Source organism: Streptomyces otsuchiensis, from assembly GCF_004305975.1.
GTDB lineage: Bacteria > Actinomycetota > Actinomycetes > Streptomycetales > Streptomycetaceae > Streptomyces > Streptomyces otsuchiensis.
Genome location: NZ_BHZI01000145.1, coordinates 1 through 15,554 on the forward strand (window position 1 = coordinate 1; position 15,554 = coordinate 15,554).

General features: G+C 73.5%; 13 protein-coding genes and 1 pseudogene. 8 read left to right on the forward strand and 6 right to left on the reverse strand.

The window, feature by feature from the left end; translation table 11 throughout:
- The 4 genes from E0D90_RS15245 to E0D90_RS15260 all read left to right on the forward strand — a co-directional run.
- The coding region (locus E0D90_RS15245; RefSeq protein ID WP_130798746.1) for a non-ribosomal peptide synthetase at nucleotides 1-3,549 on the forward strand (3,549 nt) is incomplete at its 5' end.
- A 303-nt stretch (nucleotides 3,550-3,852) separates the two neighbouring features.
- On the forward strand, nucleotides 3,853-4,059 hold the full coding sequence (locus tag E0D90_RS15250; protein WP_103502267.1) for an MbtH family protein: 207 nt from the start codon (nucleotides 3,853-3,855) through the stop codon (nucleotides 4,057-4,059).
- Between the two features lie 136 nt (nucleotides 4,060-4,195).
- Entirely contained in the window at nucleotides 4,196-5,272 is a 1,077-nt protein-coding gene (locus E0D90_RS15255) for an ATP-binding cassette domain-containing protein (RefSeq protein ID WP_130798748.1), read from the forward strand.
- Nucleotides 5,269-6,069, forward strand: coding sequence for an ABC transporter permease (locus tag E0D90_RS15260; protein ID WP_103529416.1), 801 nt, complete (start codon nucleotides 5,269-5,271; stop codon nucleotides 6,067-6,069). Before E0D90_RS15255 ends, E0D90_RS15260 begins: the two co-directional genes overlap by 4 nt.
- A gap of 81 nt (nucleotides 6,070-6,150) precedes the next feature.
- Here E0D90_RS15260 and E0D90_RS15265 read toward each other — a convergent pair whose 3' ends face one another.
- Both E0D90_RS15265 and E0D90_RS15270 read right to left on the reverse strand, forming a co-directional pair.
- The gene (locus E0D90_RS15265) at nucleotides 6,151-6,513 is read right to left on the reverse strand and encodes a YybH family protein (protein WP_103502264.1); all 363 of its coding nucleotides are present in this window, start codon (nucleotides 6,511-6,513) and stop codon (nucleotides 6,151-6,153) included.
- A gap of 253 nt (nucleotides 6,514-6,766) precedes the next feature.
- Nucleotides 6,767-8,032, reverse strand: coding sequence for a right-handed parallel beta-helix repeat-containing protein (locus E0D90_RS15270; protein ID WP_130798750.1), 1,266 nt, complete (start codon nucleotides 8,030-8,032; stop codon nucleotides 6,767-6,769).
- A gap of 260 nt (nucleotides 8,033-8,292) precedes the next feature.
- On the opposite strand from E0D90_RS15270, the pseudogene cpt reads away from it, so the two are divergent.
- The 3 genes and pseudogenes from cpt to E0D90_RS15285 form a co-directional block, all read left to right on the forward strand.
- Nucleotides 8,293-8,823: pseudogene (gene cpt / locus E0D90_RS15275) on the forward strand (chloramphenicol phosphotransferase CPT); the annotation flags it as partial.
- A gap of 105 nt (nucleotides 8,824-8,928) precedes the next feature.
- Entirely contained in the window at nucleotides 8,929-9,480 is a 552-nt protein-coding gene (locus tag E0D90_RS28490) for a maleylpyruvate isomerase N-terminal domain-containing protein (RefSeq protein WP_369008431.1), read from the forward strand.
- 143 nt (nucleotides 9,481-9,623) lie between these two features.
- Complete coding sequence (locus E0D90_RS15285) at nucleotides 9,624-10,463, forward strand: aldo/keto reductase (RefSeq protein WP_103529414.1); 840 nt, start codon at nucleotides 9,624-9,626, stop codon at nucleotides 10,461-10,463.
- Between the two features lie 82 nt (nucleotides 10,464-10,545).
- Here E0D90_RS15285 and E0D90_RS15290 read toward each other — a convergent pair whose 3' ends face one another.
- Nucleotides 10,546-11,652, reverse strand: a complete 1,107-nt coding sequence (locus E0D90_RS15290) for a DUF5925 domain-containing protein (RefSeq protein ID WP_103502273.1) — start codon at nucleotides 11,650-11,652, stop codon at nucleotides 10,546-10,548.
- Nucleotides 11,653-12,048: 396 nt separating this feature from the next.
- Between E0D90_RS15290 and E0D90_RS15295 the strand changes: the two genes are divergently transcribed.
- The gene (locus tag E0D90_RS15295) at nucleotides 12,049-12,312 is read left to right on the forward strand and encodes a hypothetical protein (protein ID WP_103502260.1); all 264 of its coding nucleotides are present in this window, start codon (nucleotides 12,049-12,051) and stop codon (nucleotides 12,310-12,312) included.
- Nucleotides 12,313-12,474: 162 nt separating this feature from the next.
- Here E0D90_RS15295 and E0D90_RS15300 read toward each other — a convergent pair whose 3' ends face one another.
- The 3 genes from E0D90_RS15300 to E0D90_RS15310 form a co-directional block, all read right to left on the reverse strand.
- Nucleotides 12,475-13,230, reverse strand: a complete 756-nt coding sequence (locus tag E0D90_RS15300; protein WP_130798753.1) for a GntR family transcriptional regulator — start codon at nucleotides 13,228-13,230, stop codon at nucleotides 12,475-12,477.
- A 24-nt stretch (nucleotides 13,231-13,254) separates the two neighbouring features.
- Nucleotides 13,255-14,598: a homogentisate 1,2-dioxygenase gene (gene hmgA, locus E0D90_RS15305; RefSeq protein ID WP_130798757.1), complete on the reverse strand. Its 1,344-nt coding sequence runs from the start codon at nucleotides 14,596-14,598 to the stop codon at nucleotides 13,255-13,257.
- Between the two features lie 170 nt (nucleotides 14,599-14,768).
- Nucleotides 14,769-15,317, reverse strand: a complete 549-nt coding sequence (locus tag E0D90_RS15310) for a gamma carbonic anhydrase family protein (RefSeq protein ID WP_103529412.1) — start codon at nucleotides 15,315-15,317, stop codon at nucleotides 14,769-14,771.
- Nucleotides 15,318-15,554 lie beyond the last annotated feature (237 nt).

Sequence of the window (15,554 nt, forward strand, 5' to 3'; positions counted from 1 at the left end):
GTNCCCGGGTGGGAGCCGTTGGCGGTGCAGTACGGGGATTACGCGGTGTGGCAGCGTGAGGTGCTGGGTGAGGTGGGGGACGCGGGTTCGGTGGCCGCAGGGCAACTGGCGTACTGGCGTGAGGTTTTGGCGGGTATGCCGGAGGAGCTCGCGCTGCCCGCCGACCGCCCCCGCGGAGAGGTCGCCGAGGCGACGGGCGGCAGCGTGCCGCTGCGCCTGCCCGCCGCGACCTCCGAGAGCGTCGAAGCCCTCGCCCGTGCCTGCGGTGCGAGCCCCTTCATGGTGTTGCACGCGGCGTTGTCGGTGTTGCTGAAGCGGTTGTCGGGCAGTGACGACGTGGTGGTGGGGACGCCGGTGGCGGGTCGTACGGATGAGGCGCTGGCGCCGTTGGTGGGGTTCTTCGTGAACACGCTGGTGCTGCGGGTGGACACCTCGGGTGATCCGTCGTTCCGGGAGCTGCTGGAGCGGGTGCGGGAGCGTGACCTGGCGGCCTACGCGCACCAGGAGTTGCCGTTCGAGCAGTTGGTGGAGGAGCTGAGCCCCTCGCGCGCCCTGGACCGGCACCCGCTGTTCCAGACCATGCTCAGCCTGAACAACACCGACCTCCCCGAGATCGACCTGCACGGCGTGACCGCCACCCCGGCCCGGGTGGAGACCGGCGGCGCCAAGTTCGACCTCTCCTTCAGCCTCGGCGAGACCACCGACTCCGCCGGCCCCGGCGACCGTCCCACACTGGGCGGAACCCTGGAGTACCGCCGCGACCTCTTCGACGAGGCCACCGCCCGCCGCATCTCCCGCTGGTTCGGGCGGCTGCTGACCGAGGCGACCGCCGCCCCGGAGACGCCGCTGTTGGCGCTTCCGCTGCTCACCGAGGAGGAGACGTCCCAACTGCTCGCCCTCGGCGACGGAGGCGACGCCCCCGAACCGCAGACGACCCTGGTCGACCAGTTCGCCGCCACGGTCGCCGCCGCCGCTGACGACGACATCGCCGTGACGGGCACCGACGGCAGCCTCGGCTTCGCCGAACTGCACCGGCGCGTCAACCGGCTCGCCCGCCGACTGCAGGAAGCGGGCGTGGCCCCCGGCGATCCGGTCGCCGTGGTGCTGCCCCGCACCACCGACGCGGTGACGGCGCTGCTCGCGACCATGACCGCCGGGGCCGTCTACACCCCGGTCGACTCAGCGCTGCCCGAGGCGCGGGTGCACACGGTGCTGGCGGAGGCCCGGCCGGCGCTGACCCTGGTCACCACCGCGACCGCCGGGTCCCTCCCGGAGAACGCGCCCCGCCTCGTGCTGGACGACCCGGCGACCGCGTCCGCCCTCGCCCGCCTCCCCGGCGCCCCGCCGGAGAGGCTGCCGCGGCCCGGTGACCCCGCCTACCTCATCCACACCTCCGGCTCGACCGGACGGCCCAAGGGCGTGCTGGTCGAACACCGTTCGCCCGCACGGCTGCTGGAACACCACCGCCGCAGCCTCTACCGCCCCGCCGCCCGGGACGCCGGCGGCCGGCGGCTGCGGGTCGCGCTCACCGCGTCGCCGTCCTTCGACGCCTCGCTCGACCCGGTGCTGTGGATGATCGCGGGACACGAACTGCACATCGTCGACGAGACCACCCGCAAGGACCCGGAGGCGCTGGCCGGCTGGTTCCACGAGGTCGGCGTCGACGTCGTGGAGACCACCCCCTCGCACCTCACCCAGCTCCTCGACGCCGGTCTGCTGACCGGCCGTTCGGGCGCGACCGCCCCGGCGGAGGGCACGGGACGCGAGGACCGGACGGGGCCGCGCGTGCTCGCACTCGGCGGGGAAGCCGTGCCGGTCGCCCTGTGGGACACGCTGCGCCGGACACCCGGACTGCGAGCGGTCAACCTCTACGGACCGACCGAGGCCACCGTCGACACCCTCACCGCCGCCGTCGGCGCGACCGCGACACCGGTGCTCGGCATGGCGGTCGCCGGCACCCGCGCCTACGTACTGGACGCGGCGCTGCGACCGGCGCCCCCCGGAGTGACCGGCGAGCTGTACCTGGCGGGCGACAGCCTCGCCCGGGGCTACCCCCGGCTGCCGGGCGAGACCGCGCTGCGGTTCCTGCCCGACCCGTTCGGCCCGGCGGGCTCGCGCATGTACCGCACCGGCGACCTGGTGCGCCGCACGCCGGACGGCGAGCTGGAGTTCAGCGGCCGGGCCGACGGCCAGGTGAAGGTCCGCGGTTTCCGGGTCGAGCCCGCGGAGATCGCCTCGGTCCTGGAGGACGCCCCCGGCGTCGCCCGCGCCGCGGTGCTCCTGGTGCCCGACGCCTCCGGCGGCCGGCTCGTCGGTTATCTGGTGCCCGCCGAGGGCGCCGACCTCACCGACCCGGCGCCCGTACGGGAACACGCCGCACGCCGGCTGCCCGGCTACATGGTGCCGTCGGACTGGGCGGTGCTGGACCGGCTGCCGCTGACCTCCAGCGGCAAGCTGGACCGTGCGGCGCTGCCCGCGCCCGGTCCGCGTCAGCACAGCGTCGGCCGTGGCCCGCTCACCCCGCGCGAGGACCTGCTGTGCGCGCTCTTCGCGGAGGTGCTGGGCCTGGAGAAGGTCGGTGCGGAGGAGGACTTCTTCGCACTCGGCGGCCATTCGATGCTCGCCGCCCGGCTGATCGGCCGGGTGCGGGAGTCCCTCGGCGTCGAGGTCGCCATCCGGGTGCTGTTCGAGGCCCCGACCGTCGCGATGCTCGCGGAACGGCTCGACGGCGAGGACGGGGGCGACTCCCTCTCCGTGCTGCTGCCGCTGCGCACCGGCGGGGACCAGCCGCCGCTGTTCTGCGTCCACCCCGCCGGAGGTCTGGCCTGGGTGTACGCGGGACTGCTCCAGCACCTGGACGGCAGCCAGCCGGTCTACGGGCTGCAGATGCCCAACCTCAGCGGACGCGAGGAGTTCCCCACCAGCATCGCCGACATGGCCGCCCGCTATGTGCGGGAACTGCGCGCGGTGCAGCCGCACGGCCCCTACCGGCTGATGGGCTGGTCCTTCGGCGGCAACGTGGTGCAGGAGGTCGCCGCACAGCTGGAGCGGTCGGGCCAGGAGGTCGCCCTGCTGGCCATCCTCGACGCCTTCCCGCTGCCCCCGCTGGACGACCTGGACAGCGCCGACCGGGACACGGTCTTCCGTGCCCTGCTGATCAACATCGGGGTCGAGGGCGGAGTGCTGGACAGCGGTGAGCCACTGGACTCCACGGCGGTGCGGGACGCGTTCCGTGACGCCGGCAGCCCGCTCGGGGCGCTGGAGCCGGAGACGATCGACCACATGGTCGACAACTTCGCCGGCCAGTCCCGGCTGATGCGCCGCCACACCCCGAGCGTCTTCAGCGGCGACACGCAGTTCTTCACCGCGACGGTCGGGCGGCCCGAGGCGCTGACGCTCGACCTGTGGGCCCCCTATCTGACGGGGCGACTCGACAACACCGACATCGAGTGCACCCACGCCCACATGATGCAGCCCGAGCCCCGGGAGATCATCGGCTCGGTGCTGACGGACGCGATCCGGCGCCTTCCCGACGGCCCGCGCGACTGACCGGGCGACGGGCCTGTGGGGCGGGCCGATCCGGTCCGCCCCGGCGGGCGCCCGCATGCTCGGCCGGCGCCCGCCGACCTCGGACATGCGATCGATCGACCGAAGACCAATCCATTTGATCGCATCTTCCGAATCACTGTTAACAGACCCAGTTGCGGCGCAAACGGTGGACACGGTGGAGACAGCCACACAGTCCCGCGTACCGCCGCCAACGCCACAACCCGCCACGAAACCACTGCACCCCGTCTGCTCCGCGTGCCACGAGCCCGCCACCGAACACCCCGTCCCCACAGAGGAGATGCCATGACGAACCCCTTCGACGACCCGACCGTCCAGCACCGCGTTCTGGTCAACCACGAGGGCCAGCACTCCCTGTGGCCGGAGTTCGCCGCCATCCCCGAGGGCTGGGACGAGGTCTTCGCGCCCGCCGAGCGCACCGCCTGCCTGGAGTACGTGGACCGCAACTGGACCGATCTGACGCCGCGCAGCGCACTCGCCGCCGCCGAGTGACGACCGCGCCGCCGGTGGCGCAGTCCGCCGGCGGACCACCCACCGCCGGCCGCGCGGCACCGCGTCACCACCGTGACCAGCACCAGCACCAGTACGAGATCCAGGGCCAGCACCAGTCACTGCCGGAAGGGCGGGCATGACCACCGAGGACGACGACCACGCGATCACAGCCGAGGGACTGACCCGCTCGTTCGGGAGCCGCCAGGCACTCGCCGGAGTCGATCTCACGGTGTCCACCGGCACCGTGCTCGGCCTGCTCGGCCCCAACGGGGCCGGCAAGACCACCGTGGTGCGCGTCCTGTCCACGCTGCTGCTGCCGGACGGCGGCCGGGCCCGGGTCGCCGGGCACGACGTGGTCCGCGAACCCGACGCGGTCCGCCGCCGGCTCGGCCTCTCCGGCCAGTACGCGGCCGTCGACGAGAAGCTGACCGGCCGGGAGAACCTCTACCTCGTCGGCCGGCTGTACGGCATGACCCGGCGTGCCGCCCGCGAGCGCGCGAGGGAACTGCTGAGGAGGTTCCGCCTGGAGGAGTTCGCCGACCGGCCCAGCGGCTCCTTCTCCGGCGGAACCCGCCGCCGCCTGGACCTGGCGGGCGCGCTCGTCGCCCGGCCACCCGTGGTCGTTCTCGACGAGCCGACCACCGGCCTGGACCCCCGGGGCCGCGCCGACACCTGGGAGTCGGTACGGGAACTGGTCCGTGAGGGCACCACCGTGCTGCTGACCACCCAGTACCTGGAGGAGGCGGACCAGCTGGCGGACGCCATCTGCGTCATCGACCGGGGCCGGGTCATCGCGCGGGGCACCGCCGCCGACCTCAAGGCGAGGGTGGGCGGCGAACGGCTCTCCCTGACCGTGCCCGACCCCGGCCATCGCGCCACCGCCCACGCCGTCCTCGCGGCGCTCGGACCCCACCTGCCCGAGACCGGCGAACGCGGGGACCGGCTCACCGTCCCCACCGACGAGGGGACGCTCACCCTGGAGCGCGCCCTGGCCGGGATGCGCGGCGCGGGCGTCGCCGTCAGCGACGTCAGCCTGGCGCCGCCCACCCTCGACGACGCCTTTCTGGCACTGACCGGCCGGAGCCACGTGCCGGCGGAGACGGGCGAACCCCCGCCACCGGTGAACGCGGGGCCGGGAGGCCGCGGCGGAGCCGAGCAGGCCGCCGCCCCCGCCGTGGCCGGTGCCGCCGGTGGACGGGGGGACCGGGCGTGACCACGCTGACTCTCGCCGGGCGCGACGCCTCCATCATCGCGTGGCGCAACCTGCTCAACCTCAGCCGCACCCCCGGCTCGATGATCGCCGCCATGGTCCAGCCGTTGATGTTCGTGCTGCTGCTGGCCTATGTCTTCGGCGGCAGCCTCGGCGGCGACGACTACCGGACCTACCTGATGGGCGGCATCTTCGCCCAGGCCGTCACCTTCAACGCCGCGTTCACCGCGCTGGGGCTGGCCAGCGACATGGACAAGGGGCTGGTGGACCGTTTCCGTTCACTGCCCACGCCCCGGATGTCGGTGGTGCTCGGCAGGACGCTGTCCGACCTCACCATGAGCACCGTCACCCTCACCGTCACCGCCCTGTGCGGCCTCCTCGTGGGATGGAGGATCGACGCGCCGCCGCATCGCGCGGCGCTCGGGTTCGGGCTGATCCTGCTGTTCGCCTTCGCCATGTCCTGGGTGGGCGCCACCATCGGGCTCACCGCGCGCAGCGTCGAGGTGGCGCAGAGCGCCGGGCTGATCTGGCTCTTCCCCGTCACATTCGTCTCGTCCGCCTTCGTCTCTCCGGCGGCCATGCCGGGGCCGCTGCGCACGATCGCCGAGTGGAACCCGGTCTCCGCCACCGCGACCGCCGCCCGCGACCTGTTCGGCAACGCCCCACCGCCGGGTGTCACCCTCGGGGACTCCTGGCCGGTGCGCAACGCGCTGCCCTACGCCACGGTGAGCGCCCTGGTCATCACCGCCGTCTTCATGACGGTGGCCATCCACCGCTACCGCCGCATCACCCGGGGCTGAGCGCAGGGACCGGGCCCGCCCCGCGCGGCGCCATCCGGCGCTCGGGGTGGGCCCGGATATGCGGCCGACGGCGGGCGCCGGTCACTCGGGGTGGACGAACTCCGGCTGGTCCAGCACCCGCAGCCAGCTGCCGTCCGGCTGCCGCCGGGCCACCTGGGCCCGCGCCCCGGCGCCGTCGCCCGGCGGGGTGGAGGTCAGGGCCAGGTCACCGCAGACCAGCGTCGGCAGCGGCTCCTCGGGTTCGAACCGGGGACGGTGCTCCAGCACCTGCTCCCACAGCTCCCGGATGGCCGCCCGGCCGACCGTCCGGCGGCCGGGCGGGTAGGCCATGACCGCGTCCTCCTCGTACAGCAGGGCGACGCCCTCGGCGTCCCCGGCGTTGGAGCGTTCCACGAACAGGCGGGTGAGGTCCTCGGGTCGCAGCGCGGGGGAGCGGTCCGTCATCAGTCGTCCTCCTGGACGGTGTCGGTCTGCGCGGCCCGCACGCCCCGCACGGCTCACACCGGCGGTGGGCTCGGTGCGTCGGGCGGTGGTGCCGCGGTGGGCGGTCATCGGCCGATTGTCGGGGGTGGCGGCGCGGACCGCCGTCGCCACCGGCGGGTCCGCCGACCGTCTCACCCTACCGGCGCAGCCGGCGGGGCGCCGGACCGCCGACGGGGGGCCGGCCCGGCGTCCCGCCCCGCCCTCTGACGGAAACTCAGCAGGTGCTGCGGCTGGAGTTGTTCAGGGTGAGGTTGCGGTAGGTGATGTTGGTTCCGCAGGGGCTTTCGCGCAGGGCCGAGTTGGTGATGGTGAGGTTCTGCAGCGTGACGTCCCGGGTGCCCGGGAACTCGGTGCGCGCCGCGATCCGGATGTCGCCGGGACCGGAGACGGTGCCGCCCGAGGCCGCGATGTCCACGTTGTAGCAGTTCTCGATCAGGATGGCGTTGTTGCCGGTGCCGGAGATGGTGACCCGGTCGATCACGACGCCACCGCTCTCGGAGACGCAGAAGACACCGCGACCGCCGCCGCGGGCGATGACCTCGCCGACCCGGATGTTGGTCGGGTAGGAGCTGCCGACGCGGCCGTTGCGGTTGGCCATTCGGAAGGCCGCGTAGCCGGTGCCCGTGCCGGCGTTCTCGGCGTCCACCCTGGCGACGGTGGCGTTGATGGTGTCGTTGAGGAGCAGGCCGGAGTAGGCGGTGTTCCGGGCCGTGACCGTGCCGATGGTCAGGCCGTCCACGCCGTAGGTCTCCACGCCGTGGTTGTTGGTGCCCGAGACGTAGACGTTGTCGATGCGGACGTTCCGGGTCCGCACCGAGCGGTCGCCGTGGTTGTCGACGCGGATGCCGAGACCGCCGCTCAGCCGCAGGTCGATGGCGCCCATGGTGACGCCCTCGGCGTTGCGCACGAAGATCCCGAAGTAGGGCGCCCCGGTCATGCGGAGGTTCTGGATCTCCACGTTCCGGGCGTCCCGGATGCGGACGGGGGCGTGGTTGGCCGCGACGGTGCCGGTGGCGTTGATGGTGCCGCAGACGTCGAGCACGGTGTGACTGGGCAGGTCCAGCGACTGGTTGGCGGGCACGGAGCCGGAGCCGCGCACGACGACGCGCTGCTTGGCGGTACGGCCGGGGCTGAGGCTGTTCACGGCGGCGCGCATCGCCGAGAGCATGTCGTTGCCCGAGTAGCCGGGCGCGGTCCAGGTGTTGCCGTTGCGGACCGCCTCGGCGTGGTAGGTGCCGGAACCGCAGGACTGCAGCGGTGCGGCGGAGTCGTGCGTGGCAGTGGCGTCCGCGGTCAGGCCCGTGGAAGCCGTGGGCTGCTCCGCCGCGCCGGGAGCCGCTGTGGGCGTCTCCGCGGAGGCGGCGGCCGGGCCGGTGAGAGTGGCGGCGGCGGTGACGAGTGCGACGAGGCCGGTCAGGAGCACGGCGGGTCCGCGCCGGCGGGGGGCCCGGCGCTCGATGGTGACGGGGTTTCGGCGCATGCGGGTTCTCCAGGTGGGGTTGGGAGCGCTCCCATCTCGTGCGCCTCTCCACCCCGGCCCTGTCTCGGCGGCTCGCCGGTGCGGTGTGGGGGAGGCGCGCGCTGGCGGAAAGCGCTTGCTGGACGCGGGGAGTATCCATCCGGCCGGACCAGTCGTCAACCAGTCCTGTGAACACGGGAGTTGGGCGCCTACCGGGTCCGGTGCCGACGGCGACGGAAAGCCGTCGCACCGGCATCCGGCACGGCGCCTACGGTGGCACCGTGACAACACAGGTGATCGTGCTCAACGGTGGTTCCAGCTCCGGCACGTCCAGCATCGCCCGCCACCTTCAGGCACTCCTGCCGGGCCCGTGGCTGGTGCTGGGGATCGACACCCTGATCGAGGCGCTGCCCCCGGCGGCGCCGACGGACGACGACGGCATCGCCTTCCACCCCGACGGTGAGGTACGCGTCGGAGCGCGCTTCCGCGATCTGGAGGCGGCCTGGAACAAGGGGCTGGCCGCGATGGCGCGCGCCGGGGCACGCGTCATCGTCGACGACGTCTTCCTCGGCGGGGCGGCCTCCCAGGAACGGCTGCGGCGGGCACTCGACGGACCGCGGGTCGCCTGGGTGGGTGTGCGCTGCGACGCCGAGGTGGCCGCCGGCCGCGAACGCGCCCGGGGAGACCGGGTGCCGGGCATGGCTGCCCGTCAGGCGGACAGCGTCCACGCCGGGGTGACGTACGACTTGGAGGTGGACACCACACACACCGAGGCCATCGGGTGCGCCCGGACCGTGGCCGGATGGCTCCGGGAACGCGACGGCCCGCCCGCCGCCGGCGACGCCCGGCCCGAGCCCGTGGGCCAGACGGAGCCCGTGGGCCGGCCGGCGCCGGTGGACCACCGCGACCTCGCGGACGTGCTCGCCGACTCAGGGCGGGCGCTGACCCCTCTTCTGGGTGCCGACTGGTCCGTTCCCGCCGGTGCGCTGGAGTGGAGCTGTCGCGCCACCGCCGCGCACATCGCACACGATCTGCTCGCCTACGCGGGCCAGCTGGCGGCGCTCCCGGACGACGGCTATCTGCCCCTCGACCTGGTCGTGCACCCCGACGCCACCCCCGCGCAGGCTCTTCGCGCGGTCGCCGCCTGCGGGAAGCTGCTGTGCGACGCGGTGGCGGCGGCGCCGTCCGAGGCGCGCGCCTGGCACTGGGGCCCGTGCGACCCGGAGGGGTTCGCCGACATGGGCACCGCCGAGATCCTGCTGCACACCTGGGACATCACCCGTGGACTGGGCGCTCCGTGGGCGATGCCCGGGGCCGCCTGCACGGCGGTGCTGCGCCGTCTCTTCCCGGAGGCGCCCTACCGGGAGGGAGACCCCGCGTCCGTGCTGCTGTGGTGCACCGGGAGAGGTGAACTGCCGGACCGTCCGCGGCGGGCCTCCTGGACGTGGGCGGCGGCCGTCGCGGACTGAGCCCCGGCGCCCGTCCCGGTCGGTGTGCGCCGGGGCGTCGCGCCCGCGCGCGACCGGCGGAGCCGTCTACGGTGACGGGTGCAGGACTTCCCCCACCCCGGCCGCTGTCCGGCGCGGCCGGGCACCAGCCGAGGAGTAGCCCCATGGCCGATGTCCCCGCCCTGTCCTCCCCCCACGGTCTGACGCTGCCCGCCGTGGGGTTCGGTACCTACAAGCTGAACGGCGCCGCCGGGGCCGAGTCGGTCGGCGCGGCGCTCCGGGCCGGCTACCGCCTGCTGGACTCGGCCGCGAACTACGATAACGAGGGCGCCGTCGGCCGCGCCGTGCGCCTCTCCACGGTGCCGCGCGAGGAGATCGTGGTGACCTCCAAGCTCCCGGGCCGCCGGCACCGCTACGACGACGCGATCGCCGCCGTCGAGGAGTCGCTCTACCGCAGTGGGCTGGAGTACCTCGACCTCTACCTCATCCACTGGCCCAACCCCCGCACCGACCGGTACGTGGAGGCGTGGCGCGCGCTCATCGAGGCGCGGGACCGCGGCCTGGTCCGGGCGATCGGCGTCTGCAACTTCCTGCCCGGCCACCTGGACCGGCTGACCGCCGAGACCGGCGTCACCCCTGCCGTCAACCAGATCGAACTCCACCCCTACTTCCCGCAGTCGGAGCAGCGCGCCTACAACGCCGACCACGGCGTCCTCACCCAGTCCTGGAGCCCGCTGGGCCGGGCCCGCGACCTCATCGAGGAGCCCGTGCTGACCGGGCTCGCCCGCGAGCACGGGGTGAGCGTGGCCCGGCTCATCCTGCGCTGGCACGTCCAGCTGGGCACGATCCCGCTGCCCAAGGCCACCGCGCCGGAGCGCCAGGCCGAGAACCTCGACCTCTTCGACTTCGAGCTGAGCGACGAGGAGATGGCCCGCATCGCCTCCCTGGCCCGCGAGGACGGCCGCCTCGCCGACCAGGACCCCGCCCACTACGAGGAGTTCTGACCCTCCCGGGAGAGAAGGCGCGCGGCCGTCACGGCGGTGGCCCGTGTGCCGTCCCGCACGGGACCGCACACGGGCCACGGGGTCACAGGTAGAGGCCGCCGCCGGAGTCGCGGGCGACGGACTCGGCCGGGGCCGCGCCCCGGCGGAGGGCGAACAGCTCGGCCAGGGTGGCGCCTTCCCTGCCGACGCCCTCGTCGGTGCCCAGCCAGCCGACGGCCTCCGGCCGCGTCAGCCTGCCGACCTCGATGCGGGCCAGGCAGCGCCCGGGGCGCACCACGGCCGGGTGCAGCCGTTCCAGGTCCTCGTTGGTGGTGATGCCGACCAGCACCTTGCGGCCCTGGCCCAGCAGCCCGTCGGTGAGGTTGAGAAGCCGCGACATGGCCTGCCCGGCCGCGTCCTTGGCGCCGCCGCGGATCAGCTCGTCGCAGTCCTCCAGCAGCAACAGCCGCCAGCGGCCCTCCTCCTCCTCGTCCCGGTCCTCCCCGATGGCGACGTCCATCAGGTAGCCGACATCGTTGAACAGGCGCTCGGGGTCCAGCACGCAGTCCACCTGGCACCACTCGCGCCAGGAACGCGCCAGGGTGCGCAGCACCGAGGTCTTGCCGGTGCCCGGCGGGCCGTGGAGCAGCACCAGCCGCCCCGCGACGTCCCCGGCGGTGGTGGCCATCAGGCGGTCCATCGCGCTCGCGACCGGCGCCGAGTAGTTGCCCCGGGTCTCGGACCAGGTCTGGGCGGCGATGCCGCGGGTGGTGCGGACCGGGCCGTTGGAGGGGGAGTAGTGCCAGAACCCCATCGAGACGACGGACGGCTCCGGCTCGTCCTCCTTCTCGGCGCCGTCCACCGCCTCCTTCAGGACCCGTTCGGCGACCTCGTCGCTGCTGGCCACCACCGTGACCTGGGCGCCGAACTGCCAGCGCTGGGTGCGCACCGCGAAGTCGCCGCCGGTGGCGAAGACGGTGTCGTTGTCGCTGCCGCGGGCGGTGTGCCGGACCTCCACACCCGAGGGCAGCAGGGTGTGCTCCTCCTTGACTTGGCGCAGCCGGCGGCTGCGGGCGTAGGGGAGTTCCCCGGAGGCGAACCGGGCGACGAGCAGGGCGTCGATGACCTCGCTCGGTGAGTCGGGGTCGTTGATGACGAAGCCGAAGGGCAGGCGTTCCTCCGTGCGGTACGGGCGGTGATCGGGGTGCATGGTGTCCATGATCGGGCATCCGGGGAGCGGGTGCACGGCCTTATCACCGCCGGACGGAAGCGGGGACGGCGCGCGCTGTGCCACCGGCGGTGCGGTGGCCCGCCGCGAGTGGTGCACGTAACCGGGAACCGGCTGGTCGGCCCCGGCGTGTCAAGGTGTTCGAGGGGATGTGCGAGGGTGTGTGGCCCGAGTGCGGGCGTGCGTCACCGCGTGCGCTTGGCGACACGCGCTGGGGTGGTGCGCGCTGGCCGTGCGCCGGGGCGCGGTAACCCGGTGGTGTTCGTCAACACCCGTGCGGGAAAAGGTGAATCATGGGTCCGGGATACCTGTCCGCCATGATGGGGCGTTAGGGTTAACCTGCCCGGACCGGGTGGCCCAGTTACGGGTGGGAGAGGCATGGATCAGATACGAGTGCGCAGCAGGCCCAGGGTGCCTGCGATCGATTGCCGGAGCGGCGCCTCCGGGCCGCGCCTGGAGCGCCATCTGAGTGTGCTGTCCGGCCCCGCCGTGCCACAGCGGGACTCCGAGGACGCCACCAGGCTGATGCGCGAGCTGACGCAGCGCGACGAGAACCGTGTTCCGGCCGCACGCGGCACGCGGGTGCACCTGCTGGCGCCGCTGCGCCGGCTGCGCCGCACGCTCTTCGGCGGTCGCGACTGACCGGCGACGACTTTCCGGCCGACGGCCCGTCATCGGGCGGCCCCTCCTTCGACGGAGGCCGCCCCGGCGGGCCGTCGCCCCGTGGTGGACGCTCCGGTGTGCCGTCCTGGTGCCCGCAGGCCAGGCCGGTCGGGGGACGGCCGCCCGGCGGGGCGCTGTGCCTCAGTGCGGATCGGCGTCCACGGACACCGAGAACGAGAAGCGGTCACCCCGGTAGTGGATCCGCACGACGTCCACCGCTCGGTCCCGGTCGTCGTAGGAGATGCCGGTACAGTGCAGGATCGGACTGAGCAGTGGCACCTCCAGCAACCGCGCCGTGCCCGGGTCCGCGAGCCGCGCCTGCACCGTGTTGGCGATCCGGCTGACCGCCACACCCACCTCGTCCCGCAGCACCTTGGTCATCGGCCAGCGCTCCAGCAGTTCCGGGTCGACCAGCGCGGCCACGTCCGGAGGCAGCAGGTTCTCCGCCCAGTTGGTCGGCGTCCCCGTCTCCGGGTCCCGGCGCAGCCGCCTGAAGGACACCACCTCGGAGAGCCCGGGGAAGTGCTCGGCCAGCTCCGGGGGCACGGGGGTGGTCTCCTGGCTGAGCAGCGTGCTGGGCTCGCCGGACTGCTGCGCCACGATGGCGTCCACCGAACCCAGCAACGGCACCGGCACCCCGCGACGGACGTCCGGCTCGATGAAGGTGCCGCGCCGGCGATGCCGGCTGATGAGCCCCTCGGTCTCCAGCTCCTTGAGCGCCTGGCGCATGGTGAGCACGGAGACGCCGTAGTGCCCGGCCAGCCGCTCCTCGGTCGGCAGCCGGAGCGGTGCCTGCGGCGGCCGGCCGAGTATCGAGGCCCGCAACGACTGCGAGACCTGGTACCACAACGGCAGTTTGCGGTTCAGTTCCAGCGAGTCCGGTGCGAACACGGTCATGGCAGACTCTCCGATGCGCTGCGGCTACGAACGGAAGTTCCGCTCCAGACCCTGCCACACGGTGTCGTAGCCCTGCTGCAGATGTCCGGCGGAGCGTGCCTGTCCGGCCAGGGTGACCGGCCAGCGCGTCTCGAACATGAACGCGAGTCCGTCGTCCACCTTCTGGGGCACCAGGTCCGCGCCGCTCGCCCGGTCGAAGGTCTCCCGGTCGGGGCCGTGCGCGGACATCATATTGTGCAGTGATCCACCGCCCGGGAGGAAGCCCGACGCCTTGGCGTCGTAAGCGCCCTCGACCAGGCCCATGTACTCGCTCATCACGTTGCGGTGGAAGTAGGGCGGCCGGAAGGTGTCCTCGCCGACCAGCCAGCGGGGCGCGAACACCACGAAGTCGGCGTTGGCGAGCCCCGGGGTGTCCGACGGCGAGGTCAGCACCGTGAAGACCGACGGGTCCGGGTGGTCGTAGCTGATGGTCCCCATCACGTTGAAGCGCCGCAGGTCGTAGAGGTAGGGCACATGGGTGCCGTGCCAGGCGACGACGTCGAGCGGCGAGTGGTCGTAGGTGGCGGCCCAGAGGTTGCCGCAGAACTTGTTGACCACCTCGACCGGGCGCTCCGCGTCGTCGAAGGCGGCCCGGGGAGCCAGGAAGTCCCTGGCGTTGGCCAGGCCGTTGGCGCCGATGGGCCCCAGCTCCGGCAGTTCGAAGGGTGCGCCGTAGTTCTCGCAGACATAGCCGCGGGCGCCGGCCCCGGCCAATTCGACCCGGAACCGCACGCCACGCGGGATCAGGGCGACATGGCCGGGGGGCGCGGTCAACGGGCCGAACTCGGTGTGGAGTTCGATCGTCCCGCGCTCGGGGACGATCAGCAGCTCGCCGTCGGAGTCGCTGAACACCCGGTCCGTCATGGAGGCGTTGGCGTGGTAGAGGTGGATCGCCATGCCGGAGCGCTGCCGGGCGTCACCGTTGCCGCCCAGCGTCCACAGTCCGTCGACGAAGTCGGTGCCGGCCGCCGGCTCGGGCAGCGGGTCCCAGCGCAGCCGGTTGGGGTCGGGGACCGTCTCCTCGAACGGTGCCGAGCGCAGACCCCGGTTGTCGACCCGGGCGAACGGCGGGTGCGCCGCGGAGGGCCGGATGCGGTAGAGCCAGGAGCGGCGGTTACGGGCACGCGGTTCGGTGAAGGCACTGCCGCTCAACTGCTCGGCGTAGAGGCCGTGCGGCGCTCGCTGCGGGGAGTTGCGGCCGACCGGCAGCGTGCCGGGAACCGCCTCGCCGGAGTGCTCGTTCCCGAAACCGGTGGAGTAGCGCCGTTCGCCCCGGTCGGGGGTGTGCGCGTCCTCGCCGGCCGGCCGCAGCGTCTGGTGGTCCGTCATCGCGTCCTCGGCATCCCCGGTGTGCCACCGGTACCCATGGGTGCGCCGCACCCCCGGAATTCCTTTGTCCGACCATAGGAATGTGGCGACCCCAAGTCAACGACTGTGCACGCGGCGATGACGTACGCCTCCGGGCCGTACTCCTCCGGGCCGTGCGGCGCCGTCCGGTGCTACGCCGCTCCGCCAGCCGTGCCGTCCGCGTCGTGGTGCGCGTCCCGGTGCAGGGCCAGCAGGGCGCGGTAGCCCTCCGCGTTGACGCGGATCGCCTCCCGTTCCTCCTCGGTCACGGCACGCTTCACCCGCGCGGGCACACCGGCGGCCAGCGAACCGGGCGGCACGACCGTCCCCTCCAGCACGACCGCGCCCGCGGCCACGATGCTGCCACTGCCGATGACGGCGCCGTTCATCACCACCGAGCCCATGCCGATCAGGCAGTCGTCCTCCACCACGCAGCCGTGCAGCACCGCCCGGTGGCCGACGCTCACGCCGTCGCCCACCGTCAGGGGGAAGCCCGCGTCGCAGTGCAGCACACAGCCGTCCTGCACGTTGGTCCCCTCGCCCACGGTGATGGTGTCCATCTCGGCCCGGACCACCGCGTTGTACCAGACGCCCGTCTCCCGGCCGAGGGTCACGGCGCCGGCCAGGACGGAGCCGGGCGCCGCCCACGCGGTGCCGTCGACCTGGGGCCGGCTCCGGGGAAGAGAGACGCGCCGGGACATGGTGCCTCCTGATGTGGGTCGTCGGCCGCGGCGATGCGTGCGCGGCCATCGGAGGCGTAGTCGATCACGGCCCGGTGCCGTGCACAACGCCCCTGCGCGGCCCGCGGAGCACCGGTACTGGACCGGTCCGGCCCCGCCCTCCGCGGAGCGGTTCCTTCCGCCCCGTTATGTTCTTCGCGGTCCTGCAAGAGGGCCGCTGGCCTTCGGGCCCGGCATGACTGTTGCCCCCTGTCGAAG